Source organism: Halomonas sp. R57-5 (assembly GCF_900070345.1).
Taxonomy (GTDB): Bacteria; Pseudomonadota; Gammaproteobacteria; order Pseudomonadales; family Halomonadaceae; genus Vreelandella; species Vreelandella ventosae_B.
In genome coordinates this window covers 3,084,503-3,109,241 of sequence record NZ_LN813019.1, presented here as the reverse complement: position 1 = coordinate 3,109,241, position 24,739 = coordinate 3,084,503, and the positions used below count along the sequence as shown (strand labels likewise).

The window sequence follows — 24,739 nt, the reverse complement described above, 5'->3', positions numbered from 1 at the left end:
ACTGATGAAATAGGGAACGGGCATGGTAAGGMAAGCCACTTGGCTCTGCGCCATTTTGATTGTCACCCAAAGCGGCGCCTTGCTGGCCGATAGCGGTATGCCGAACTTGGAATTTAATGGTTTTGGCACGCTAGGGGTCGTTCACTCTGATGAGCGTGACGCTGACTTCGTTGCTGACCCCTTTGCCTCAGAAGGTGCGGGGTATAGTAATGACTGGAGCGCTGAAGTTGATAGCCGCTTAGGGCTTCAAGCAACGCTACGAATGACGCCTCAGCTCTCCTCTGTTGTGCAGGTGGTCAGCGAGAAGCGACACGACGGCTCATTCGCACCTGATATTGAATGGGCGAATGTCCAATACGATGTTACCCCTGATCTTAGTCTGCGCGTTGGGCGTATGGTGCAGAGCTCTTTTATGGCCTCTGAGCACCGCAAGGTTAATTACGCCACCCCGTGGGTTAGACCACCACAAGAAGTTTACCGTTTAATCCCTGTGGCTAATTTCGATGGTGTTGATGTGCGCTATCGATACCACCGCGGAAGTGCCACCAATGAGCTGCAGATGAATTTTGGGGGTGGCAGCGCTGATTATCAAACTGGAAGTATCGACGCCAGCGATTCATGGGGTGTGTCTCATCGCACGCATTGGGGGAGTACCACCCTGTTTGCCAGCTACGGCGAACTGAAAGTAAGCGCTGATGAGCTCACACAATTCTTCGATATTTACCGTCTCTTTGGTCTGCCTGGCGAAGAGCTTGCTAGCCGTTACGAAGTTGATGGTAAGCGTGCGCGCCTGCTGAGTTTAGGGGCGAGTTATGACCCCGGTTCATGGTTTGTGATGGGAGAGTGGGCGCACTTTTCGTCGTCGTCTCTGTTAGGCAAAAGTGAAGGAGCCTACATGACTTTCGGCTATCGTATCGCCGACTGGACGCCTTATGTGGGTGTGGCGCGGGCAAAAATCACCAGTAGCACCTCAGAACCGGGCTTGAATGCTGCCCTCTACCCATCGCCCTATGCAGAAGGCGCGCAGCTTCTTAATGGTGTGTTAAATGAGACTCTATCCAGCAGAATGCAGCAAGACAGTATTACGGTTGGGGCTCGCTGGGATTTCAGGCCGGGCATGGCACTTACAGCCCAGTATGATCATATCGATATGCGTTCAGGGTCATCCGGGGGGCTGATTAATCAACAGTCCGAGTTTACCCCAGGTGAACGTATTAACTTGTTCAGCCTTGCGCTCGACTTTGTGTTTTAAGGAGAGTGACAATGGTTAAACGTCTTATTGCGCCTGGAATCAGCCTCTTATTGGGGGCAATGCTGAGCCTGATTTATAACCCCGCTTTAGCTGAGGTGTTGGTGGTTGTATCAGCGGACGCGCCTTTTTCTCGCCTCACAAGCAGTGATCTAAGGGATATTTATTTAGGACGCCGTACGCAAATAGCCGATGGGATGATGGTGGTACCTTTGGATCAGTCTGAAGGTACGGCGGCGAGAAGCGAGTTTTACACTCACTTCACGGGGCAAACCCCCGCGCAGATCAAGGCGCACTGGGCCAGGCAGATATTTACCGGACGGGGGCAGCCGCCCCAAGCGCTCGCTAATAGTCGTGCTGTGGTAGAGCGGCTGGTCAGTGATACAAAAGCACTGGGTTATATAGACCCTGCTTTTCTTGATGAGCGTTTAAGAGTGTTGACAATTGAGTAGTCTCAATGAGCAGAGAAGTCCTCACCGGTTCAGCTCAACCAAAGCCTTTATTAAGCGATGGCCTCATCATCTTGTAGAGCCACTGGTGCTATTCAGCATAGTAGCTTTTATGATGCTGTTGGTTGTCTGGGGGAGTACTTATTTTTTAGTTAATAAAGAGCGTGTGGCCATTGAGCGTCAGGCAGAGCTCTCCGTTGGGGAAATTACCGACACCTATGAAGCACGCGTTGTAAGAGCTCTCAGGGAAATTGACACGGCATTGAAATTAGTCCGTTTCACCGCCAACAACACCGGCCACGCGAACGTGCTCAATGCATTAAATGAACAGCGCTTATTGCCACCTGCGTTGCTATTTACCATCAGTCTTGTTGATGCCCAGGGTATGGTGGTTGAGTCGACTGATTCAGAGCTGCTTGGGCTGCGCTTGAGGCCTCCTTTGCAAGCCACGCAAGAGGGTGATTACTTAGCTGTGGGTGAAGCACAGACTGAACAAGAGAAGCAGCTTACCTTTACCCGGCCACTACTGCCGGGGCAAGCGCCAACGCAAGAGATAGGCTCGGGCTGGGTCGTTATTGCTATTGATGCCAATTATTTTGTGAGCAGCTATGAAGCTCGTTCTTTGGGCCAGCAGGGTATGCTGGCGCTAGTCGGCGAGGATGGCATCGTCCGCGTCAGGCGTACCGGGGAGTCTATTAATTCAGGCGAGTTGATGGAGTTAGCGGCTTGGCAAAGTAGTACGCTGGATGCTGTTAGTGTCCCCTTTCTGACCCACTGGCAAGGTGTGGAACGCTACACACTGGTGCGCAAACTCTATGATTTTCCACTATCAATCGTCGTAGGGCTTTCGGCCCAGGAGCAGTTGGCAGAGGCTCAACTGCTAGTGCAAAAGTATTGGCAGCGAGCCGCGTGGACAAGTGCTCTGTTGCTCATGATTCTGGTGATACTCGGCCGCCTGAGCTGGCAGCTTCAGCGGGAGCGGCAGCGGGTAATGGACGAGCGTGTATTGCATGCTCAGCAAGTGGAGCACTTGGCTTTTCATGACACGCTAACCGATTTGCCTAATCGCGCTTTTTTGAGTCATCTAGTGAGCCAGGAAGTTGTCCTTTGTGGTCGCCATGGCGAATCTTTCGCACTACTTTTCTTGGATCTTGATCGGTTTAAATTAATCAATGATTCTTTGGGGCATGCTGTGGGCGATTATCTACTGCAAGAAGCGGCTAAGCGGCTGACTGGAGCGGTACGCGAAAGTGATGTGGTAGCCCGACTGGGGGGTGACGAGTTTATTATTCTATTACGCAAAGTAAGTCGAACCGAGCAAATTGTACCGATTGCTAACGAATTACTATCCTCCATGAGGCAGCCATTTATCTTAGCGGGTCAAGAGTGTCATATATCGGTAAGCATCGGGGTGTCGCTGTTCCCCGCTGATGGACTCGATGAACAAAGCTTAATGAAAAATGCGGATGTGGCGATGTATCAAGCCAAGCAAGCGGGTAAAAACAATGTGCACTTCTGTAGCATAGCGCTGAGTTAAGTACCAAACTCTCAAGCTGGTTTCATCATCTTAAATGGCGTCGGCGAGCGCCGACGCCTTAAGTATCAGTCGTCTCTACGACATACTGGGGTGCTACATATTGGGGTAGTTGGGTCCGCCGCCGCCCTCGGGGGCTACCCAGGTAATATTCTGCGCCGGGTCTTTAATATCACAGGTTTTGCAGTGCACGCAGTTCTGGAAATTGATCTGAAAGCGTGGCTGTCCTGCACTATCTTCCACCACTTCGTAAACACCGGCCGGGCAGTAGCGCTGTGCCGGTTCGGCGTATTCGGGCAGGTTTTCGCGGATCGGCAGGTCAGGATCATCAAGGTGCAGGTGGCACGGCTGATCCTCTTCATGGTTGGTGTTCGACAGAAATACCGAGGTCGGCTTGTCGAAGGAGAGCTTGCCGTCCGGTTTGGGATAGTTAATCTTTTCAAACTCGGCCGCAGGCTTAAGGGCGCCGTGGTCGGTAGTGGTGTCGTGGACGTTAGGCAGCTTGTTGCCCAGCAACTGGTGGGCAAAGTTATATGCTCCACCGCCCACAGTGCCATATTTATGGATCGCGGGGCCGAAGCTGGCGCTCTCTTTAAGCTCCTGATATGCCCAACTCGCTTCCCATTTCTGGGTAAAACTCGTTAGCTCCTGCGCACCCTCATCGCCAGCTTTGATCGCCTCAAATACGCTCTCTGCCGCGACCAAGCCTGACTTCATGGCGGTGTGCAGACCCTTGATCTTGGAGAAGTTGAGGGTGCCTGCATCGCAACCAATCAATAGCCCCCCTGGGAAGGTCATTTTAGGCAGGCTGTTAAAGCCCCCTTTGGTAATCGCCCGGGCGCCGTAAGCCACGCGCTTGCCACCCTCCAGGTACTGGCTAAGGACTGGATGATGCTTCATGCGCTGGAACTCGTCGAAGGGCGAGAGCCATGGGTTCTGGTAGCCCAAGTCCATAATTAGACCAACGACGACCTGCTGGTTTTCCGCGTGATAGAGAAACCAACCGCCGTGAGTGTTTTTGTCCAGTGGCCAGCCTGAGCCGTGGAGTACAAGCCCTGGTTCGTGTTGTTCAGCAGGTACATCCCACAGCTCCTTGAGACCGATCCCGTAGTGTTGCGGGTCGCGGCCTGCATCCAGGGAGAAGTCTTTAATTAGGCGTTTGCCCAAATGCCCGCGCGCACCTTCAGCAAACAGCGTGTACTTGGCGCGAAGCTCCATACCCGGCATATGGCCATCTTTGGGGGTGCCATCTGCGGCGACGCCCATATCGCCAATCAAAATGCCGCGCACGGCGTCATCTTCAATGATAACGTCCTGGGCGGCAAAGCCTGGAAAGATCTCAACGCCGAGGGCTTCGGCCTGTTCGGCCAACCAGCGGCACAGATTGCCAGCACTGATCACATAGCGGGTAAGGTCGCCGCCGGTGTTGTGCATGCTTTTAGGCACTAAGGCGTTGGGCACTTTCTGCGCTTTTTCGGCGTCTTTGAGCAAAAAAACATCGTCGCGAATCGCCGGCGTATTGAGCGGTGCGCCGCGCTCTTCCCAGTCAGGGAATAGCTCTGCCAGGGCGCGGGGTTCAAATACCGCCCCTGACAATATATGCGCGCCCACTTCCGAGCCTTTTTCAACTACGCAGACGGTAAGCTCTTGCTCAGCTTCGTTGGCTTGCTGCATTAGGCGGCATGCGGCGGAAAGCCCGGATGGGCCCGCACCGACAATGACGACATCAAAGTCCATTACATCGCGTTCAACAGTTTCCACCCGGTTTCTCCTTATTCTCTTTAAGTGCCATTATTTATACACACTAGCGAATGAGAACTAGCTTATAAAAAATCGGCCTTAATTTAAAACGGTCGTTTGCTTCTGGTTATATGCCATGATAGGCATAATACCTGTGTCAGGTCACGCCTACGATGGTGAAAGAGGCATTTATTGGCTGTATGCTTCGCTAATCAGCGTTCAGTGCTACGACTAAGGCCGTAGTGGTTGTTTAGGCATTAGGTGTTGTCGTTTTGCAGCAGGCTATGGCAAATTGGTAGGGTTTCTCAATTGCGCACCTATCAAACGCTTGATTGAATTTAATCCATTGAATTTAAACGCGCCACCATTGCTGTTGGCAGTAGCTGTGTTAAGGCAGGTGGGTCGCTGTTAGGAAGTGGCCAGTCAGTCTTCACGACACGTCTTAAATTAAGGGGTATCCGCCGGGCGGGTGCCGTCTCAGGGTAACGGCTTTACGACAAGCCAAGCGAGGAACCTATGAAAGTACTCGTCGCGGTTAAACGCGTCATCGACTACAACGTCAAAATCCGCGTTAAAGCGGATCACTCGGACGTCGACCTTACCAACGTCAAAATGGCCATGAACCCGTTCTGCGAAATTGCCGTGGAAGAAGCGGTACGCCTGAAAGAGAAGGGTGTGGCCACCGAAGTGGTTGCTGTCACCGTTGGCCCCAAAGCCGCCCAAGAGCAGCTGCGTACGGCACTGGCGCTGGGCGCCGACCGTGCTATTCATATCGAAACCGACGAGCGCGCCGAATCCCTGGCCGTTGCCAAGCTACTGGCTAAAGTGGTCGAGGAAGAGCAGCCGGGCTTAGTGATTCTCGGCAAACAGGCCATCGACACCGACAACAACCAGACCGGCCAGATGCTTGCCGCGTTGACCGGCCTGCCCCAGGGCACCTTTGCGTCAGAAGTGGCGGTGGACGGTGACAAGGTGCATGTGACCCGTGAAATCGACGGCGGTCTGCAAACCATTGCCCTGACGCTGCCGGCGATTGTGACCACCGACCTGCGCCTCAACGAGCCGCGCTACGCCAAGCTCCCCGATATCATGAAGGCCAAGAAAAAGCCGCTGGATGTGAAAACCCCCGCCGACTACGGCGTCGAGGTTGCCTCCAAGGTGAGCCTGCTAAAAGTCGAATCGCCAGCGGAGCGCAAGGGTGGCGTTAAAGTCGCCTCGGTAGACGAGCTGATCGACAAACTGAAAAACGAAGCCAAAGTTCTCTGAAGTCGGTTGTTTACCCCCGTACGTTGAGATAAGCGCTTTTGAAGGAGCTGATTTTATGAGCATTTTGGTACTTGCCGATCTGCATGAAGGCCAACTGGCCGGTGCGACGGCTCACGTGATTGCGGCCGCCCAACAAATCGGCGGCGATATCGACGTTCTCGTTGCCGGTGAAGGCGTGCAAGCCGCGGCCGAGTCTGCCGCCAAGCTCGACGGCGTGAGTAAAGTGCGCGTCGCCGATAACGCCGTTTACGCCCACCAGCTGGCCGAGCCCATGGGTACTCTACTGGTCGAACTGGCAGGTGATTACACCCACGTACTTGCCAGCGCCTCCACCACTGGCAAAAACGTGCTGCCGCGCCTGGCGGCGCTAAAGGACGTCAGCCAACTGTCGGATGTACTTGGTGTAGAAAGTGCCGACACCTTCCTGCGCCCGATCTATGCCGGTAATGCCATTGCCACGGTCAAAAGTGACGACGCGCTAAAAGTCATCACCATCCGCACGACCGGCTTTGATGCTGTGGGCACAAACGGCAGTGCCACCATCGAAGTGGTCAACACTGTGGTAGAAAACAGCCAATCCAGCTTTGTTAAAGAAGAGCTGGCGGCATCGGATCGCCCCGAGCTGGGCGGCGCCAAGGTGGTGATCTCCGGTGGTCGCGGCATGGGCAACGGCGAAAACTTCAAGCTGCTTGACGGCATTGCCGACAAACTAGGCGCGGCCATTGGCGCCTCCCGCGCCGCGGTGGATGCAGGCTTTGTGCCCAACGATATGCAGGTCGGCCAGACTGGCAAGATCGTTGCTCCGGATCTCTACATTGCCGTGGGTATCTCCGGTGCCATCCAGCACCTGGCGGGCATGAAGGATTCCAAGGTGATCGTCGCGATCAACAAAGACGACGAAGCGCCGATTTTTCAGGTCGCGGACTACGGCCTGGTGGGGGATCTGTTTGAGATCCTGCCGGAGCTCGAGAGCAAGCTGTAAGCGGTTGAACAGCTAAGTCTTAAAAGCCGACTTCGCCAGAAGTCGGCTTTTTTGTGCCGGGTCTATTAGGTAAACTGCCAATAGTTGACTAAAGTACTGGGGCAAAAGGTAAGAAAATCCACCCCGGTGGTTGAAAAAGCTGCGGGCTGACCGCACATAGTTAAGTGAAAGCAACGAAAGCCACTCAAGGAGATGATGATATGGCACATACATTACCCGAATTGCCGTACGCATATGACGCTCTCGAACCAAACATCGATGCGATGACGATGGAAATTCACCACTCTCGTCACCATCAAACCTACATCAACAACCTGAACGCCACGCTGGAAGGCACGGGTCTTGAAGATGTACCCGTTGAAGAGCTGGTCGCCAATCTAGATCGCGTTCCAGAAGCCAAGCGTCAAGCCGTTATCAATAACGGTGGCGGTCATGCCAACCACTCCATGTTTTGGCAAATGATGTCGCCTAACGGCGGTGGTAACCCCCAGGGCGATGTTGCAAAAGCCATCGATTCTGAGCTGGGCGGTTTGGAAGCTTTTAAAGAAGAGTTCAAAAAAGCAGCCGTTGGCCGTTTCGGCAGTGGTTGGGCATGGCTATCCATTACCCCTGAAAAGAAATTGGTAGTAGAAAATACCCTGAACCAAGACAGCCCGTTGATGCACGGCAACACGCCGTTGCTGGGTCTGGATGTTTGGGAACATGCCTACTACCTGAAGTATCAAAATAAGCGTCCTGACTATATTGCAGCGTTCTTTAACGTTGTTAACTGGGAAGACGTTGAGCGTCGTTACCAGGCGGCGATTAGCTAATATTGCTATGATCCGCTAGCTGCGCCGCTTTGCGGCGTTGTGAAAAAACCGTCCACTTTTAGTGGGCGGTTTTTTTATTGCCTGGGATAACGTGGGGCATTAGTTGTCAATATCCTGTGGATGAAAAATACCACATATGCTTGAATTGATTTTCTATTGGTCTATATATAGTATGCGTTGTATCTTCTAGAGGGGGCGGGCACTAGATGTGCTCTACCCGAAAAATGCCGCTATGAAAAGGAAAATAGCCATGGAAATCCAAATTTATAGCAAGCCAGCTTGTGTTCAGTGTACCGCGACTTACCGCGCGCTAGACAAGCAGGGGCTTGAGTACACCGTCATCGATATTACCGCTGAATCTGGTGCCCAAGAAGAAGTTGAAGCGCTGGGCTATCGCCAGCTTCCCGTCGTGGTAGTCGGCGAAGATCACTGGTCGGGTTTCCGTCCAGACCGTATTCAAGCGCTGGCTTAAGTCATCTAAATGCTGGCAAGTTGCACATCCGCGCCTGCGGCCGGCAGTTTGGTGTACTTCTCTACTAAATCAGGCAATACCCATCGTTTTGTAGAAAAGCTTGGTTTTGCCGCAAAGCGACTGCCGCTGAATCGAGACGAGCCTGTTCCACGTGTCACCCAGCCGTATATTTTAATTACCCCTACTTATGGTGGGGGAAGTGAGCAGGGTGCGGTGCCCAAACAGGTAATCCACTTTCTCAACGACACGCATAATCGGGGCCTCCTGCGGGGGGTCATTGCAGCGGGCAATACTAATTTTGGCGAAGCCTATGGCCTTGCTGGTCGCATTATCGCCAAAAAGTGCAACGTGCCGCTGCTGTATCGATTCGAACTGTTTGGCACCGACGACGACGTGGCCAACGTCCGCAAAGGAGTAGAAGAGTTTTGGAAACGACAAGCCTAGCCTCTAAAGACACAGCCTCTAAAGATTTAGCCCCTAAAAATGTTGAGGCAAAACGGCCTGCGGCTACTTCTGAAGCGCGCACGCTGGATTACCACGCCCTCAATGCCATGCTCAACCTGTACGGGGCCAATGGCGAGCTGCAGCTGGATAAAGATCGTGAAGCGGCGCGGCAGTACTTTTTGCAACACGTTAACCAGAACACAGTGTTTTTCCACTCGTTAGAGGAAAAGCTCGATTACTTAGTAGAAGAGCAGTACTACGAAGCAGAAATGCTAGCCCAGTACAGCTTCGCCTTTATCAAGGCGCTGTTCGAGCAGGCCTATGCGTATAAGTTTCGCTTCCCCAGTTTTTTGGGCGCTTTTAAGTACTACACCAGCTATACGCTGAAGACGTTTGACGGCAAGCGCTACTTAGAGCGTTACGAAGACCGCGTCTGCATGGTCGCGCTGACCCTGGCGCGGGGTGACGAAACGCTGGCGAAGTCGCTGGTGGATGAAATTATTAGCGGCCGTTTCCAGCCTGCGACGCCGACCTTTTTGAACTGTGGTAAGCAGCAGCGCGGTGAGCTGGTGTCGTGCTTTCTGCTGCGTATTGAAGACAATATGGAGTCGATTGGCCGGGCGATTAACTCCGCCCTGCAGCTCTCCAAGCGTGGCGGCGGCGTGGCGTTCCTGCTCAGCAATATTCGTGAGTCGGGTGCCCCCATCAAGCGCATCGAAAACCAATCGTCGGGCATCATCCCGATTATGAAATTGCTGGAAGATGCGTTCTCCTATGCTAACCAGCTGGGGGCGCGTCAGGGTGCCGGGGCGGTGTATCTCAACGCTCACCATCCGGATATCCTGCGCTTTTTGGATACCAAGCGTGAAAACGCTGATGAGAAAATTCGTATCAAAACGCTTTCGCTGGGCGTGACGATTCCGGATATTACCTTTGAGCTCGCCAAGCGTAACGACGATATGTACCTGTTCTCGCCCTACGATGTCGAGCGCGTTTACGGCGTCCCCTTTGGCGATATCAGCGTTACCGAGAAGTACCATGAAATGGTCGCCGATGCGCGTATCCGTAAGCACAAGATTAATGCGCGGGCATTTTTCCAGGTGCTGGCCGAGCTGCAGTTTGAGTCGGGCTACCCCTACCTGATGTTCGAAGATACGGTTAACCGCGCCAATCCAATTGCTGGCCGCATTAACATGAGTAACCTGTGCTCTGAAATACTTCAGGTGAATACGCCTACGGAGTATGACGACGACTTGGGTTACCGCCATATTGGCCAGGATATCTCCTGCAACCTGGGCTCCATGAACATAGCCAAAGTCATGGACTCAGGCGATCTCGGCACCAGCGTGGATATCGCCATTCGCGGCCTTACCGCCGTTTCGGAAATGAGCAATCTGCGCAGCGTTCCGTCGATTGCCGAAGGCAATGCGAAGTCCCGGGCGATCGGCTTGGGCCAGATGAACCTGCACGGCTATTTGGCGCGTGAACATATCTACTACGGTTCTGATGAGGGCTTGGATTTTACCAATCTCTATTTCTATTGCGTGGCCTTCCATGCAATCCGCGCGTCGAACCGATTGGCCATTGAGCATAAAGACACCTTCGCAGGTTTTGCCGATTCTACCTACGCCTCGGGTAGCTTCTTTGATAAGTACACCGATCAGGCGTGGTTGCCGCGTACCGAAAAAGTACGTGGGCTGTTCGAGCGCAGCGGTATCGCGCTGCCGACTCAAGACGATTGGCAGGAGCTTAAAACCTCGGTCATGGCCCACGGTTTATACAATCGTAACCTGCAGGCGGTGCCGCCGACGGGCTCGATCTCCTATATCAACAACTCCACCTCCAGTATTCATCCGGTGGCGGCGAGAATCGAGATTCGTAAAGAGGGCAAATTAGGGCGTGTTTACTATCCCGCGCCTTTCCTGGATGAAGCCAATTTTGACTATTTCCAGGACGCCTACGAAATTGGCCCGGAAAAGATCATCGACACCTATGCGGAAGCTTCGCAGCACGTCGATCAAGGCCTATCGCTGACGCTGTTCTTCCCGGACACCGCAAGCACCCGGGATATCAATAAGGCGCAAATTTACGCCTGGCGAAAGGGTATCAAAACGCTTTACTACATCCGCTTGCGTCAAAGTGCGCTAGAAGGCACCGAGGTGGAAGGCTGTGTGTCGTGCACGCTGTAATCGCGCCGACGCGTTAGGTTTTTTTGAGCGTTAGTTTTTATAACCCTGCTTATATAACCAAGCTTTGCTAGCCCGGCTGTGATGGCCGGGCTTTGAGAGAGTGATATGAACACCATGCAACGTTTATCGCGGGTTGACGCGATTAACTGGAACCGACTCCAGGATGATAAAGACCTGGAAGTGTGGAACCGCTTAACGAGTAATTTTTGGTTGCCCGAAAAGGTGCCGCTGTCTAACGATATTCAGTCATGGAACACGCTGACAGAAAAAGAAAAACAGCTGACGATTCGCGTGTTTACGGGTCTCACACTGCTCGATACCATTCAGAGCAGCGTCGGTGCACCGGTATTAATGGAAGATGCCCGCACGCCTCACGAAGAGGCGGTTTATACCAACATCGCCTTTATGGAGTCGGTGCACGCGCGCTCCTACAGCTCGATTTTCTCGACACTCTGCACCACCCGCGATGTGGATGATGCCTTTCGCTGGAGCGAAGAGAATCCCACGCTGCAGGCAAAATCCCAGCTGATTCTGGAGCGCTACCGCTCGGATGACCCGCTGATGCGCAAAGTTGCCAGCGTTTTCCTTGAGTCGTTTCTGTTCTATTCTGGCTTCTACCTGCCGATGTACTGGTCAAGCCATGCCAAGTTGACCAACACCGCTGACCTGATCCGTCTCATCATTCGCGATGAAGCGGTACACGGCTACTACATTGGCTACAAATTCCAGCAGGCAATGGCGGAAGCGACACCCGCGCGTCAGCAGGAAGTGAAAGATTATGCCTACGAGCTGCTGTTGGAACTGTACGACAACGAAGTGCGTTATACCGAGTCGCTGTATGACGAGGTAGGCCTGAGTGAAGACGTGAAAAAATTCCTTCACTACAACGCCAACAAAGCGCTGATGAACCTAGGCTTCGAGCCGCTGTTCCCCAGCAGCGTCACCGATGTGGATCCGACCATCATGGCGGCGCTGTCACCCAACGCCGATGAGAACCACGACTTCTTCTCCGGCTCCGGTTCCTCCTACGTCATCGGCAAAGCCGTCGCCACCGAAGACGACGACTGGGCGTTTTAATATCACCGGAAGTTATGGGCATGAAGTCATGGTCATAGAGGAGGATGTATGTCAGCTAGCGAAGCTAACCTATTGAAGATCGCCGCTGCCGTAGTGAGCGACCCCGATGGGCGTTTGCTATTAGTGCGTAAGCACAATACGTCTTTCTTTATGCAGCCCGGCGGCAAGATCGATGCGGGGGAAACCGCTCTAAGGGCGCTGTGCCGTGAGCTGAAGGAGGAGTTGGGCTTGCAGGTTAATGAAGATCAACTGATTCCGCTAGGCGTGCACAGCGCTCCCGCCGCCAATGAGCCGGGCATGGCGCTTGAAGCGCACCTGTTTAGCCTGGTTATTGATGAGCCTGTCGAAGCGGCGGCTGAAATCGCCGAAGCAAGATGGGTCACCCGTGAAGAGGCTTGGCAGCTACCGCTGGCGCCGCTGACAAAAGAGTACGTAGTAGTGAAGCATTGAAGTTGAATATTGTGATAAAGGGCGCCGATGGGCGCCTTTTTTGTGCGAGCAAGGTAAGCAAAATCGATTGATTGTTAATGATAAATATTGTCATTTCTTCTATTAGTGGTAGGCTATGGCCCGTAAAAGATAAACGCAAATCGTTCTGATACCCAATTAGTTTCTAGTTGGGCGGTGTCCGCCGCCCGCTACTCAGTGACGGAGAGTCGACGTGCTGAACAGGCCTTTCTTTGCCTTGCGTGGATGGTGGCTAGCGGGAGTGCTGGCCAGTGGCACGCTGTTGGCAAGTGAACAAGCAGTGGCTCAAGCGGCCGAAAGTGTCGAAGCCCAGCAAACCCAGGCAGCGCTTCAAGAGCAGATAGACGCTGCCGATGAGCAAACCCGCGAACAGTTGGAAGAGCTACGTCGTTTAGAGCGTGAAACCCGCCAGTTAGAGGCTGATAATGCTTCGCTGACAGGACGCTTGGCGGAAGAGGCTGAGCGCCAGCAGCGGCTGGCGACTGCGCTGGATACGTTGGAAGAGACCCGTGCCGCGCTGCCTGTCATTGAACAAAATATGTCGGTGCAGCTTAGCCAGTGGATCGAACGTGACCTGCCATTTCTGCGCGAAGAGCGGTTGGCACGGGTTGAGCGTCAGCCCGACGAGCAGGGTCAAAATACCATTGAACGTATCAACGGACTGCTCGAAGCGTGGCGAGTTGAGCTTGATTATGGTGAGGAGATGGACAGCTGGCGGGGGCGTCTAAGTCAGGATAGCCGCGAACGCGAAGTGGATTTCTTGCGCATTGGGCGTATCGGCTTTTATTACCTAACCCCTGACGGCCGTGAAGGCGGTGTGTGGAATGCTGAAAGTGGCGCATGGGAGCCGCTGGAAGATGAATACCTGCGTGAAGTGCGCAGTGGGTTGCGCATGGCGGAAGATCAGCGCGCTCCGGATCTACTCACCTTGCCGTTCTCGATCAGTGCCAATGACCTGCAGGGAGAGCAGCCATGAGTCGTTTCAGCCTAACACTTAACCGCCAACCCGCTAGTCGCCTATCCATGCGTCGGCTAACGCTTCGCCAACTTGGCTATGCCTGCGTTGTATTGGGGCTGGTAGCGGTCAGTGGCGTATCAATGGCGCAAACCGAGAGCGCGACTTCGCTGCGGGAAGCCCGTGAGGCGGCGCAAGCGCGAGACCAGCAGCGGTTAATGCGCTTTCTTGATGATCAGCAAGCATTAGAGTCCGCACTGGAAGAGGCGCGCGCCGAGCATGAAGAGGCCCAGCAGCAGCATGATACGTTAGCGGCTCAGCAGGCAGAGCAAACAGATCAAGCCAGCGAGCTAAGCGAGCGCCAAGCGGAGCAGGGCGAGGCGCTTTCAGGTCTGCTCGCAAATCTTGCCCGGCATAGCTCCGAGATTCGTAATTCGCTGGGTGAAGAGAGCCTGCTCACCTTAGAGGTGGGGTCACTGCCGCCGCGCTTGGATGAAGTCGAAGTGCTGGAACGCCACCAGTTGGAAGATGTAGTGGATCATTTAGCGGCGTTAACCGCGCGCACCGGGCGCGCCGAGCGGCTTTCAATGCCGGTCGCTGATGCTAGCGGTGAAGTGACCACCCGCGAGTTGGTGAGGCTGGGCAATTTCGCTGCCTTTACCGCGAGCGAGCTTTTAGAACGTGGTGAAAGCGATGGCAATCTCGTCGTGTTGCCGCGTACGCCCGATGCCATTGGCGGTTTACTGGCGAATTACTACCAAGGCGAAAGTAACGTGATGGCGTTGGATCCTACCCAGGGCAGCGTACTGGAAGCTTTGGCCCAGCAGCCCAGCCTATGGGAGCGCTTCCAGCAGGGCGGCTATGTCGGCTACGTGGTCGTGGCACTGGGTGTTTTGGGGATGATAATTGGGCTTGGCCAATACCTCTATCTGGTGCTGGTCAGTCTGCGTGTTAAACGTCAGCGTCACTCCCTTGATCAACTGCAGGCCAATAACCCGCTGGGGCGGGTACTGCTACGCTTTGAAGGCATGGACAAGCATCAAACCCCTGAAGCGCTAGAAGCGCGGCTGGACGAAGCAGTATTGGCCGAGCTACCCAAGCTAGAGCGCAGTCAGCCGATGGTGAAACTGCTTGCAGCTATTGCTCCTCTGCTCGGTCTGCTGGGGACAGTGACCGGCATGATCGTTACCTTTCAGGCTATTACCGTGTTTGGCACCGGCGACCCGCAGCTAATGGCGGGCGGTATTAGCCAGGCGCTGGTTACCACCGTGTTGGGTCTAATTACCGCTGTGCCGTTGCTGTTCGTGCAAACAGCGCTGGCAGGCCGCAGCCGCTACTTAACCCACGTGATTGAAGGGCAGGCGAGCGCCACATTGGCGGATCACCTGGAATCACACACACCTGTGGTGAACTAACATGTCCACACTTCCTCTCTGGCTCGAACCCGTTGAGCGCTTAGTGGAGGCGGGTGGTGCGGTACTGGTGGTTTTGGCCGTCGTGGCCGTATTGGTGTTTGCCATGGCCATGGAGCGATGGTGGTACTACCGGATTACCTGGCGTATAGCGCGGCGACAATTGCTACGTCGCTGGGCGGCGCGCAGCGATCACACCAGTTGGAGTGCGCGTACGCTGCGCCAGGTTTGGGCAGAAGCATTGGTCGCTAGGCTGCGCAAACCCTTGCCATGGTTAAAGCTGTTGGTCGCGTTGTGCCCTTTGCTGGGGTTGTTAGGCACGGTAACGGGCATGATTAGCGTGTTTGATAGCCTTTCGCTGAGCGAGACCCATCAAGCCCGTGCCATGGCAGACGGCGTCGCCCGGGCGACGCTGCCGACCTTAACCGGCATGGCCATTGCCGTGGTAGGACTGTTATTTATTAGTCGTTTAGAGCACGTCATTCGTCGCGAAGACCAGCGGCTGCATGATCGCTTGGCGCGGGCACTGGAGGAAAGTGATGCGTAGACGCCGTTCCATAGATGCGACCGCTGAGAGTAATGAGGTGAACCTGACGCCCATGCTCGACGTGGTTTTTATCATGCTGATTTTCTTTATCGTCACCACCAGCTTCGTCAAAGAGAGTGGTGTCGAAATTGAGCGACCTGAATCCAGTGCCGCCACGCCGCGCCCTGATGCTCAGGTGCTTGTCGCGGTTTCCTCCGAGGGCGCTGTGTGGGTGGATGGTAGCCCGGTAGATGTTCACCGGGTTGGGCAGCAGGTGGCCGATATGCTGAGTGAAGATGGCTCAGTGGTTATCCAGGCGGATCGCGAATCGACCMCGGGCTTGCTGATCGAAGTGATGGATCGCCTACGTGAGGCGGGGGTTGACCAAGTGGCGGTGGCGGCGAGTCGGAGTGGGTCATGATGCGCCACCTTCTGTCGTTGTTGGGGGGCGTTGTGCTGGCGGTGGGCTTATTCTGGCTGCTGGCGCAGCTGGTTGCCCCCCCTGAGCGGGAGCCCGAAGAGCTGACCATGAGTATGGCGATGAAGATGGTTGAAGCGCCGGAAGTTGCCCCTGAGCAGGAGGCGCCCACGCCGCAGCCTGTAGAAGCGGCACCCCAGCAGGCGCCGCCGCCCATGCCAGCCCCCAAGCCACCGCCAGTCACTGAGAGCACGATTAGCTTGCCGGAAGTAGAGCTGCCGGATGAGCCCGTTGAGCCGGTTGAAATGGATAGTCAGCTCCCCGAACTGACGGAAGTGACGCCGGAGCCTCGGCCAGAGCCTACTCCCGAGCCTGCGCCGGAACCGCCGCCACAAGAAGTGCCCGCTGAGCCAGCGCCTGCTTCAGACGCAGTAGAGAGTGAGCCCGCCGAGCGCGAAGCCGCGCCGGAAGCTGAGCCTGCTCCTTCTAACGAGCCGGTCAGCGTTGGCCAAGCGACGCCGACCAGCCGGGTCAACCCAAGCTATCCGCCACGTGCACAGCGGCGGGGTATGGAGGGTTATGTAGAAGTGGCCTTTACGATTCAGCGCGATGGCAGTGTTGATAGTTCCTCCATTCGCGTCACCAATGCGCAGCCAAGCCGGGTGTTTGATGATGCCGCGCGTGACGCGATTGCTAAGTGGCAATTTGAACCCAGTGATCGGTTACGCAATGCCACCCAGCGGATCGAGTTTCAGTTGAGGTAGCGGTATGCAGCGTCATTTATCGGTTTTATTGCTCAGCATGTGTTTAATACTAACCACGTGGTCCTTCTCGGCGCTGGCCAGCCCTGCGCTACAAGGCGGTGTGATTGACGATCTCAATACGCTCCAGGCCCAGCTACAAGATGGAGCGTTATCCAGCGTTGTAGAGCGGGCGACCGCACAGGCCGAGCGCCTGGCGCCGGGGAACCAATCGGATCAATGGGCCAGCGCGCTCTATCAACAGCTGGCGGCAGGCGCCTTGGCGCGCCAGGATCAGCACGCAGCGGCAGCAGATCGGTTGGCGATTGCCCGTGGTTTAAATGGTGTTGATGACGCCCAGGCGGCTCGCTGGCTACGTGAGGAGGCCTCCCTGCGACGTGCTGCGGGCCAGCGTGATCATGCCATTGATCTGCTCAGTGAGTGGTTATCCAGCCATCAGGATAGTGATGCCACCTGGCAGTTAACCCGGCTGCTGGCGCAGCAGGAGCGCTGGGACGAAGCCGCGCAGTGGCTTGATCAGGCGCTTGAGCAAGAGCCTGCCATTAATGAAGGGCTAAGCGAAGCGCAACAGGCGCTGGCGCTTGTCATCTATCGCAACGCTGGGCAAGGTGGTCGGGCCCTAGGGTGGTTGCTTGACGGTTTAAATACGCAGAGTGAAGCCGCCGAATGGCGTCAAGCCGCGGGGCTTGCCCAGCAGGCTGGTCAGTCGGGTGTAGCCGCTGGCCTGTGGGAGACAGCATGGCAATTAGGTAAATTAACCGAGCAGGAAGATTTTTGGCTGTTGATTCAACTCCATCTGGCGGCAGGTACGCCCGCCCGCGCGGCTGAACACCTAGAACTGGCGTTGAATGAGGGCGATATTGTTCGCGATGAGTCCAATCTACGCATGCTGGCCAGCGCCTGGCGACAGGCTAAAGACATTGAGAAGGCTTTGAGTGCTTGGCAGACGTTAGCGTTGCATACCCAAACAGCCGCTGACTGGCGAAGCTATGGCCAGCTCGCTTATGCCTGGGGTGAAAATAACCAGGCAAAGCAGGCGTTTGCCCGCGCCTCGTCGTTAGGTGACGAGGAGGCGGAGCAGTGGCTGGCCAGTTTCAAGTAGGTAAGGCTAATGTAGGAAGTGCTATGTCTCAGGTGCTATGTCTCAAGTGCTATGTCTCAAGTGCTATGTCTTAAGCGTAAGAGCGAAGTCACTCCAAGTAGGCGCATGATCGGAAGGCCGCTCCATGCCGCGCAGGTCGTAGTCGATGCCCGCGTTGGTGGTCTGCTCGGCTAGCGGCTTGGTAACTAGAATATAGTCGATACGTAGGCCGCGCTTGGGCTCCTGGTTAAACCCTTTTGAGCGGTAGTCGAACCAACTGAAGCGGTCATCGCTGTGTGGATGGCAGAGACGATAGCTGTCGGATAGTCCCCAGGCTTTAATGCCTTCCAGCCACTCGCGCTCAATGGGCTGAAAGCTGGTTTTGCCTTCGCGCAGCCAGCGCTTACGGTTGGCATCACCAATGCCGATATCCTGGTCTTGCGGTGAAATATTAAAATCGCCCATGATCGCCAGCCGCTCGTCAGGGCGGTGCTGTTCGTTAAGCAGCCGCGCTAGCTGACCATAAAAGTGCTCTTTATGGGGAAATTTGGTCGGGTGAGTGACGTTTTCGCCCTGCGGGAAGTAGCCGTTCCACACCGTCACCGGTTCGCCATCTTCGGCCAGCAGGCGGACGCCAATCATGCGGCGCTGGGCGTCTTCCTCATCGTCGGGGAAACCGTAGAGCACCTCTTGGGGCGCCTGACGGCACATTAGGGCAACGCCATAGTGGCCTTTTTGGCCGTAATAAAAGACGTGGTAGCCCATGGCTTCCACGTCTGCGATAGGAAACTCGCTGTCTTGTACTTTGGTTTCCTGCAGGCCAATTACGTCAGGCTGCTGGGTGTCGATCAATGCCTGTAACTGGTGAAGACGGGCACGAATACCGTTAATATTGAACGAAACCAAGCGCATTACGAGTCGTCCCCCTGAGGCTTGTTAGCACCGCTATCCGTTTTGTCAGGGTGAATAGCGATATCTTGACCACTCTGCTGACGGGCGAGTTTTCGCACTGCCTGCAGTTTGCGCTGTTGCTGCTTTTTAGCCACAAAACGGCGCGAAGGGGCGACTTGATCAGGGTTGTCGTGGCGCCATTTTTTGTAATCCTTGCGTCGACCGGTACGAATAGTCACCTTGTCGGCCAGTGAACGAGTTTTTTTCTTACGCGTCATGTCGCGCTCCTTACGTCGATTTAACGGCTATTCTAACAGGCCTTGGGACTCCTTCGACAGCAGGACGCGCTCTTATCGCCAAGCCCTGGTACAATGCGCGCTTCATGATGCCAACTTCCACAGCAATGGACAGATAGACAGCCTATGAGCGAGTCGGAACAGACCACAGCCCCGGCCCAGAATCGCAAGCCAAAACGCCGCCGTCGTAAACCGCGTCGTCGCCAGTCGAACTGGGATCTTCGTCAGTTTCAGGTGCCTGCCGTGGCCGGCAAGTGGCGCTTTCATGACTTTGATCTGCCGCTGCCCTTAATGCGCGCGATTCATGCCCAAGGGTTTGAATACTGCACGCCTATTCAAGCTGAGGCCCTGCGCCAAACGCTGCTAGGTGGCGACATTGTCGGCAAAGCGCAAACCGGAACCGGTAAAACCGCGGCCTTTTTGATCTCGGTGATGGCCTACTTCCTGGAAGAGCCAACGCCCAATGGGCAAAAGCCGGGCGCGCCGCGGGCGTTGATTATTGCGCCTACCCGCGAGCTGGCACTGCAGATCGAAAAAGATGCCAAAGCGTTAGCACGGTTCACACAGCTCAACGTGGCGAGTGTGGTCGGCGGCATGGACTACCAGAAGCAGCGTGAAAGCCTGGGCAGCAAGATCGATATTCTGGTGGCAACGCCAGGGCGGTTGTTGGATTTCCACCAGAAGCGCGATATCGACCTCAATGAAGTTGAAGTATTGGTGCTGGATGAAGCTGACCGGATGTTGTCGATGGGCTTTATTCCCGACGTGAAGCGGATTATTCGCTACACGCCGAAAAAAGAGGAGCGTCAGACCTTCCTCTTCTCGGCCACCTTTACCGAAGACATCTTGAATCTTGCCAGTCAGTGGACGTTAGACCCAGCCCACGTCGAGATCGAAGTGACCGTTGAGAACCAGGCGGATATCGATCAGCGGGTGTACTTGGTGTCCGATGACGACAAGCAGCGCTTACTGGTGAATCTGCTTCAGCAGGAGAGCTTTGAGCGTGTCATGGTGTTTGGCAACCGCCGTGATTTGGTGCGTAAGCTGGATGACCTGCTTAAAAAAGCCGGTGTCAGTGCTGCGATGCTGTCGGGTGATGTGCCCCAGAATCAGCGCATCAAAACCCTGGAAAGCTTCCGCGAAGGCGAAATTCAGGTATTGGTCGCCACCGACGTGGCTGGCCGTGGGATCCATATTGAAGACGTTAGCCACGTGATCAATTACACCCTGCCCGAAGACCCGGAAGACTACGTGCACCGTATTGGTCGTACCGGCCGTGCTGGCGCCAAGGGTGTGTCGATCAGCTTCGTCGGTGAAGAGGATGCCTTCTCGCTGCCGGAAATCGAACGCTATATCAACGACAAGCTGCCCTGCGTGCATCCGCCGGAAGGTATGCTCTAAGTCGCATGCTCGATACAGCCCTCAAAAGCGAGATTCAAGACGCTTACCGTCGCGTGGTGGACACCCTTGAGCTGACCCCACGCTACGGACAGCGCATGATGATCGCCGAAATCGCCCGGACGCTGGGTAATATAGAGAGCGACGGCGAGGGTAAGCGAACCAGCGATACCCATGTCTGTGTGCTTGAAGCAGGCACCGGTACTGGCAAAACGCTGGCTTATCTGATCGCCGCCTTGCCGATCGCGAAAGCGCGCGGCAAGCGGCTAATCATCTCGACCGCGACGGTTGCGCTTCAAGAGCAGGTGCTCAACCAGGATCTACCTTCGCTGGCCAGCCATAGTGGCCTTGCCTTTCGCTACGCGTTAGCCAAAGGGCGGGGGCGTTATGTGTGTGTCGCGCGGTTAGATCAGGCGCTGGAGGGGAGTGAACCCAACCCGACGCTGTCACTGTTTGAGCAGTCTCTGCAAACCCAAAGTAGCGACTTCAATGTCATTGCCAGTGATATGGCGCAAGCCTATGGGCAGGGTGAGTGGGAAGGGGATCGCGACAACTGGCCCGAGGCGATTGAGGATGCCCACTGGCGCAGGCTGACGGTGGATCACCGCCAGTGCACGGGACGACGCTGCGGGCACTTTGGCGCCTGCGCGTTTTTTCGTTCCCGCCGGGAGCTTGAAAATGCCGATGTAATCGTCGCCAACCACGATCTTGTGCTGGCTGATTTGGCCTTGGGTGGCGGCGCGATTCTGCCTGACCCAGCAGACTGCATTTTCGTGTTTGACGAAGGTCACCACCTGCCGGAGAAGGCGCTTTCTCACTTTGCCCACCGCTTTGCGGTGCACGGCTGTTTGCGCTGGCTGAAAACGCTGAGAAGCAGTTTGACCGACCTTCACCAAGCGTTGGCCATTCAGCCAACGGTGTCTCGCCTGTTGGTAAGCTTGCCAGAGCTGATCCATAACCTGGAGCCCGCTCTGGGTGATGTATTTAGCATGGGGCATCAGCTGGCGGGGCGGCCCAACGGTTTGGCTGATGAAGAGGCTACCCATCAATCGCGCTTTGAGAAGGGCCAAGTGCCCGATGCTTTGCGTGAGCAGGCGCAGCAGCTATTGGTGATGTTTGCTTCGCTAGCGCGCTGTCTGGAAAGCATCAGCGATATTCTGCGTGAAAGCCTTGATCCCGATAAGCAGACCGGCCTTGACCGTGAGCAGGCGGAAACCTGGCTGCCGTTGGTGGCACTGCTACACGGGCGAGCGTTAGAGGCGCATGCACTGTGGCAGGCGTTTAGCGAGCAGGACGTAGCTAATGAAGCGCCTAGCGCCCGCTGGGTCACGCTAAGCCGCGTAGCCGGCGAGCCGGAGGTTGAGTTTTCAGCCAGCCCGGTGTCGGCGGCGCATACTCTGGCCAAGCACTTATGGGGGCGCTGCCATGGCGCCGTCGTCACCTCGGCGMCCTTGACCGCCCTGGGACGCTTCGAGCGTCTTCAGGAACGGGCAGGGTTGGCCAATCGCTACCGCTACCAGGCGTTGCCTAGCCCCTTTGATTACGCCAATGCGGTGTTGCGCGTGCCCAAAGAGGCCACCGACCCCAGTGATAGGGACGCACACGAACGCGCCATCGTCACGTTTGTGTCGCAACTCGCCGACACCGAGGCGGCACTGGTGCTGTTCTCTTCCCGAGCTCAACTGCGGGCGGTGGATAAAGCGCTGCCCGCAAGTGTGAAGGAACGCGTGCTTGCCCAGGATGCGCTGCCTAAGCGTGAGCTTATTGAGCGCCATCGGGCGGCGGTGGATAAAGGGGCTGGTAGTATTATCTTTGGTTTGGCGAGCTTCGCCGAAGGAATCGATCTACCTGGTGATTACCTGACCCATGTGGTGATTACGCGACTGCCCTTTGCAGTGCCCGACGACCCCGTGGGCGCGACACTAGCCGAGTGGATAGAGAGCCAGGGCGGCAATGCGTTTATGCGCATTAGCGTGCCCGATGCGTCTATCAAACTGGTACAGGCTTGCGGGCGTTTGATTCGCAAAGAGAGTGATCGCGGGACGATCACAATATTGGATAAACGGGTGATTACCCGCCGCTACGGGCAAGCACTGTTGGATGCGTTGCCGCCGTTTCGGCGCGAAATTAGCCGGTAATGAAAAACCCCGCCGTAGCGGGGTTTTGCAGGTGTTGAACGCAGTGTTATTTGGCAATGCGCTTAGCCAGGGTGGCGGCCAGCTTCTCGTTCATGCGATTGAAGGTTTCCACCGTGGTGTCCCAGTCGATGCAGGCATCGGTAATCGACACACCATACTGCAGTTGGCTGAGGTCTGCGGTTAGTTTCTGATTGCCCCAGCCAATGTTGGATTCAACCATCAAGCCGATAATGGAAGTGTTGCCTTCCAAAATCTGGTTGGTGACGTTTTCAAGTACCAGCGGCTGTAGCGCCGCGTCTTTATTAGAGTTGGCGTGGGAGCAGTCGATCATAATGTTGGGCGATAGCTTGGCCTTCTCAAGCTCTTTCTCAGAAAGGGCAACGCTTACACTATCGTAGTTGGGCTTGCCGTTGCCGCCGCGCAGGACGACGTGGCCGTAGGCATTGCCGCGGGTGCGAATGATCGCCACCTGGCCTGCCTGGTTAATGCCCAGGAAGTTGTGTGGGCTGGCCACGGACTGGAGTGCATTGATCGCCACATCCAGGCTGCCGTCGGTGCCGTTTTTAAAGCCGACCGGGCAGGAGAGGCCAGACGCCATTTCCCGGTGAGTCTGCGACTCAGTGGTGCGGGCGCCAATTGCTGACCAACTGATGCAGTCTTGTAGGTACTGGGGCGAGATGGGGTCGAGTGCTTCGGTGGCTAGCGGTAAGCCCATTTCGGCCAGATCGACCAGCAGTTTGCGGGCGATATGCAGGCCCTCATCGATCTCAAAAGAGTCGTTGAGGTGCGGGTCGTTGATCAGACCTTTCCAGCCCACTGTTGTGCGCGGCTTTTCAAAATAGACGCGCATCACGATATACAGGCTGTCGCTGACTTGATCAGCCAGCGCGCGCAGGCGGCGGGCGTAATCAAGCGCGGCTTCCACATCGTGGATTGAGCACGGGCCGACGACGACTAAGAGTCGCGGGTCGTTGCCATCCAGGATATTCTGAATGGTTTGACGACCTTCAATTACGCTGCGCTCTGCCGCATCGGTTAACGGCACGGCATTTTTGAGCGCTTCTGGGGTGGTGAGAACGTCTTGAGCGAGGACGTTAAGGTTATTAACCTGCTGTTCTGACATCTTGCTACCTGTGCTTGCGCGATGGCTGAAAAAAAGTGAGGGGCGATAAAAGTGGCACCTACTATCGCTTGTCGAGCAGGTAAAAATCAATTGCTGTGGAACTATAGCGGCATTAAAAGTGTCAGCCGCAGGGTTTTGCGAAAGGGGCTAAGCGCTTGATACGCTGCAAAGAACGCGCAACACTGGCCGCATATCGTTATAAAATGCAGCAACATACTCGGGCGATGTATTCGCTCTTTTACTAACTCTATTATTAATCAATGCCCAAGGGACGCTATGCTGCTTGCTGTGAACGCCCATTTGTCAGGGCTAATAGGAATGGGGCTCGGCGCACGCCGTACGAGCTGGAGGAGCGTGTGAATGGGCACTCGGGAAACAGACCAACAGCTTGTTGAACGTGCCCAAAAAGGTGATACGCGCGCTTTCGATCTGCTGGTAAAAAAGTACCAGCATAAAATTATCGGCCTGATTGGTCGTTACGTTCATGATCACTCTGAAGTTCAGGATGTGGCCCAGGAGGCATTTATTAAGGCATATCGCGCCTTGGGCAAGTTTCGCTCAGAGAGTGCGTTCTATACCTGGATGTACCGCATCGCGATTAACACGGCGAAAAACTATCTGGTCTCACGGGGAAGGCGCCCGCCGGGAAGTGATCTGGATATCGTCGATGCTGAAATTATCGACCAAAGCGGAAGGCTGGCCGATTCAGAGTCGCCGGAAGCGGCGATTGCCAGAGACCAGCTAGAAGCTGCGGTTTATCAAGCAATTGAAAACCTGCCGGATGATCTACGCACGGCGATTACTCTGCGTGAGCTGGATGGCCTTGCTTACGAAGATATAGCGCAGGTCATGCAATGCCCGGTGGGCACCGTGCGTTCGCGGATTTTCCGCGCTCGCGAGGCGGTTGATGAACATATCCGGCCATTAGTATCCACCGCGCGGAACAGTCGCGATGAGTAGTGGTCAGTAGAGGGTAGGCAGCATGGTCGCCATAGGACGCCGAAATAAAGGTTTTATCTTTTTTTGTGAACTGTCTGGCATGTAAGGCGTCATAAAGC

Annotated in this window: 24 protein-coding genes; 20 read left to right on the top strand and 4 right to left on the bottom strand. The window is 55.3% G+C overall.

Features of this window, described 5'->3' with window-relative positions:
• The first annotated feature begins 22 nt into the window (after positions 1-22).
• From HALO_RS14335 to HALO_RS14325, 3 genes are all read left to right on the top strand, one after another.
• Positions 23-1,252: a hypothetical protein gene (locus HALO_RS14335; RefSeq protein WP_050713565.1), complete on the top strand. Its 1,230-nt coding sequence runs from the start codon at positions 23-25 to the stop codon at positions 1,250-1,252.
• An 11-nt stretch (positions 1,253-1,263) separates the two neighbouring features.
• Complete coding sequence (locus tag HALO_RS14330; RefSeq protein WP_035578568.1) at positions 1,264-1,701, top strand: phosphate ABC transporter substrate-binding protein; 438 nt, start codon at positions 1,264-1,266, stop codon at positions 1,699-1,701.
• Between the two features lie 109 nt (positions 1,702-1,810).
• Complete coding sequence (locus HALO_RS14325) at positions 1,811-3,235, top strand: GGDEF domain-containing protein (RefSeq protein ID WP_231896719.1); 1,425 nt, start codon at positions 1,811-1,813, stop codon at positions 3,233-3,235.
• Between the two features lie 93 nt (positions 3,236-3,328).
• On the opposite strand, the gene HALO_RS14320 is transcribed toward HALO_RS14325, so the two are convergent.
• On the bottom strand, positions 3,329-4,993 hold the full coding sequence (locus tag HALO_RS14320; RefSeq protein ID WP_035578570.1) for an electron transfer flavoprotein-ubiquinone oxidoreductase: 1,665 nt from the start codon (positions 4,991-4,993) through the stop codon (positions 3,329-3,331).
• 495 nt (positions 4,994-5,488) lie between these two features.
• On the opposite strand from HALO_RS14320, the gene HALO_RS14315 reads away from it, so the two are divergent.
• The 14 genes from HALO_RS14315 to HALO_RS14250 all read left to right on the top strand — a co-directional run bounded on the left by HALO_RS14315 (position 5,489) and on the right by HALO_RS14250 (position 17,856).
• Positions 5,489-6,238, top strand: a complete 750-nt coding sequence (locus tag HALO_RS14315) for an electron transfer flavoprotein subunit beta/FixA family protein (protein ID WP_035578572.1) — start codon at positions 5,489-5,491, stop codon at positions 6,236-6,238.
• 55 nt (positions 6,239-6,293) lie between these two features.
• The gene (locus HALO_RS14310; RefSeq protein WP_035578574.1) at positions 6,294-7,220 is read left to right on the top strand and encodes an electron transfer flavoprotein subunit alpha/FixB family protein; all 927 of its coding nucleotides are present in this window, start codon (positions 6,294-6,296) and stop codon (positions 7,218-7,220) included.
• A gap of 200 nt (positions 7,221-7,420) precedes the next feature.
• Complete coding sequence (locus HALO_RS14305; protein WP_035578576.1) at positions 7,421-8,032, top strand: superoxide dismutase; 612 nt, start codon at positions 7,421-7,423, stop codon at positions 8,030-8,032.
• A 250-nt stretch (positions 8,033-8,282) separates the two neighbouring features.
• Positions 8,283-8,504, top strand: a complete 222-nt coding sequence (gene nrdH, locus HALO_RS14300) for a glutaredoxin-like protein NrdH (RefSeq protein ID WP_035578578.1) — start codon at positions 8,283-8,285, stop codon at positions 8,502-8,504.
• 9 nt (positions 8,505-8,513) lie between these two features.
• Complete coding sequence (gene nrdI / locus HALO_RS14295) at positions 8,514-8,948, top strand: class Ib ribonucleoside-diphosphate reductase assembly flavoprotein NrdI (RefSeq protein WP_035578580.1); 435 nt, start codon at positions 8,514-8,516, stop codon at positions 8,946-8,948.
• Entirely contained in the window at positions 8,930-11,137 is a 2,208-nt protein-coding gene (gene nrdE / locus HALO_RS14290; protein WP_081899049.1) for a class 1b ribonucleoside-diphosphate reductase subunit alpha, read from the top strand. Before nrdI ends, nrdE begins: the two co-directional genes overlap by 19 nt.
• A gap of 105 nt (positions 11,138-11,242) precedes the next feature.
• Positions 11,243-12,214 (top strand): class 1b ribonucleoside-diphosphate reductase subunit beta, encoded by a 972-nt coding sequence (gene nrdF, locus HALO_RS14285; RefSeq protein ID WP_007114779.1) that lies wholly within the window; start codon positions 11,243-11,245, stop codon positions 12,212-12,214.
• 48 nt (positions 12,215-12,262) lie between these two features.
• Positions 12,263-12,664 carry an NUDIX hydrolase gene (locus tag HALO_RS14280; protein WP_035578582.1) on the top strand — a complete coding sequence of 134 codons (402 nt, stop codon included), beginning with the start codon at positions 12,263-12,265 and terminating at the stop codon, positions 12,662-12,664.
• 211 nt (positions 12,665-12,875) lie between these two features.
• A complete protein-coding gene (locus tag HALO_RS14275) occupies positions 12,876-13,658 on the top strand; it encodes a DUF3450 domain-containing protein (protein WP_035578584.1) in 783 nt (260 codons plus the stop codon).
• 47 nt (positions 13,659-13,705) lie between these two features.
• A complete protein-coding gene (locus tag HALO_RS14270) occupies positions 13,706-15,052 on the top strand; it encodes a MotA/TolQ/ExbB proton channel family protein (RefSeq protein WP_035583255.1) in 1,347 nt (448 codons plus the stop codon).
• A 1-nt stretch (position 15,053) separates the two neighbouring features.
• Complete coding sequence (locus tag HALO_RS14265) at positions 15,054-15,596, top strand: MotA/TolQ/ExbB proton channel family protein (RefSeq protein WP_035578586.1); 543 nt, start codon at positions 15,054-15,056, stop codon at positions 15,594-15,596.
• Entirely contained in the window at positions 15,589-15,996 is a 408-nt protein-coding gene (locus HALO_RS14260; RefSeq protein ID WP_050713564.1) for an ExbD/TolR family protein, read from the top strand. The genes HALO_RS14265 and HALO_RS14260 overlap by 8 nt, the downstream gene beginning before the upstream one ends.
• On the top strand, positions 15,993-16,757 hold the full coding sequence (locus HALO_RS14255; protein WP_035578590.1) for an energy transducer TonB: 765 nt from the start codon (positions 15,993-15,995) through the stop codon (positions 16,755-16,757). Before HALO_RS14260 ends, HALO_RS14255 begins: the two co-directional genes overlap by 4 nt.
• A 4-nt stretch (positions 16,758-16,761) precedes the next feature.
• Positions 16,762-17,856, top strand: a complete 1,095-nt coding sequence (locus HALO_RS14250; protein WP_035578592.1) for a hypothetical protein — start codon at positions 16,762-16,764, stop codon at positions 17,854-17,856.
• A gap of 63 nt (positions 17,857-17,919) precedes the next feature.
• Here the strand turns inward: HALO_RS14250 and xthA are convergent, their stop codons facing one another.
• Together xthA and HALO_RS14240 are read right to left on the bottom strand one after the other, a co-directional pair.
• Positions 17,920-18,747: an exodeoxyribonuclease III gene (gene xthA / locus HALO_RS14245; protein WP_035578594.1), complete on the bottom strand. Its 828-nt coding sequence runs from the start codon at positions 18,745-18,747 to the stop codon at positions 17,920-17,922.
• Positions 18,747-19,004: a hypothetical protein gene (locus HALO_RS14240; RefSeq protein ID WP_035578596.1), complete on the bottom strand. Its 258-nt coding sequence runs from the start codon at positions 19,002-19,004 to the stop codon at positions 18,747-18,749. The genes xthA and HALO_RS14240 overlap by 1 nt, the downstream gene beginning before the upstream one ends.
• Before the next feature lie 144 nt (positions 19,005-19,148).
• Here HALO_RS14240 and rhlB point away from each other — a divergent pair, with 144 nt between their 5' ends.
• Positions 19,149-20,423 carry an ATP-dependent RNA helicase RhlB gene (gene rhlB / locus HALO_RS14235; RefSeq protein WP_035578598.1) on the top strand — a complete coding sequence of 425 codons (1,275 nt, stop codon included), beginning with the start codon at positions 19,149-19,151 and terminating at the stop codon, positions 20,421-20,423.
• A gap of 5 nt (positions 20,424-20,428) precedes the next feature.
• Positions 20,429-22,558 carry an ATP-dependent DNA helicase DinG gene (dinG, locus tag HALO_RS14230; RefSeq protein WP_050713563.1) on the top strand — a complete coding sequence of 710 codons (2,130 nt, stop codon included), beginning with the start codon at positions 20,429-20,431 and terminating at the stop codon, positions 22,556-22,558.
• A 46-nt stretch (positions 22,559-22,604) separates the two neighbouring features.
• Here dinG and HALO_RS14225 read toward each other — a convergent pair whose 3' ends face one another.
• Entirely contained in the window at positions 22,605-23,681 is a 1,077-nt protein-coding gene (locus tag HALO_RS14225; protein ID WP_035578602.1) for a 3-deoxy-7-phosphoheptulonate synthase, read from the bottom strand.
• Positions 23,682-24,041: 360 nt separating this feature from the next.
• Here HALO_RS14225 and rpoE point away from each other — a divergent pair, with 360 nt between their 5' ends.
• Complete coding sequence (rpoE, locus tag HALO_RS14220; RefSeq protein WP_035578604.1) at positions 24,042-24,641, top strand: RNA polymerase sigma factor RpoE; 600 nt, start codon at positions 24,042-24,044, stop codon at positions 24,639-24,641.
• The last annotated feature ends 98 nt before the right edge of the window (positions 24,642-24,739 follow it).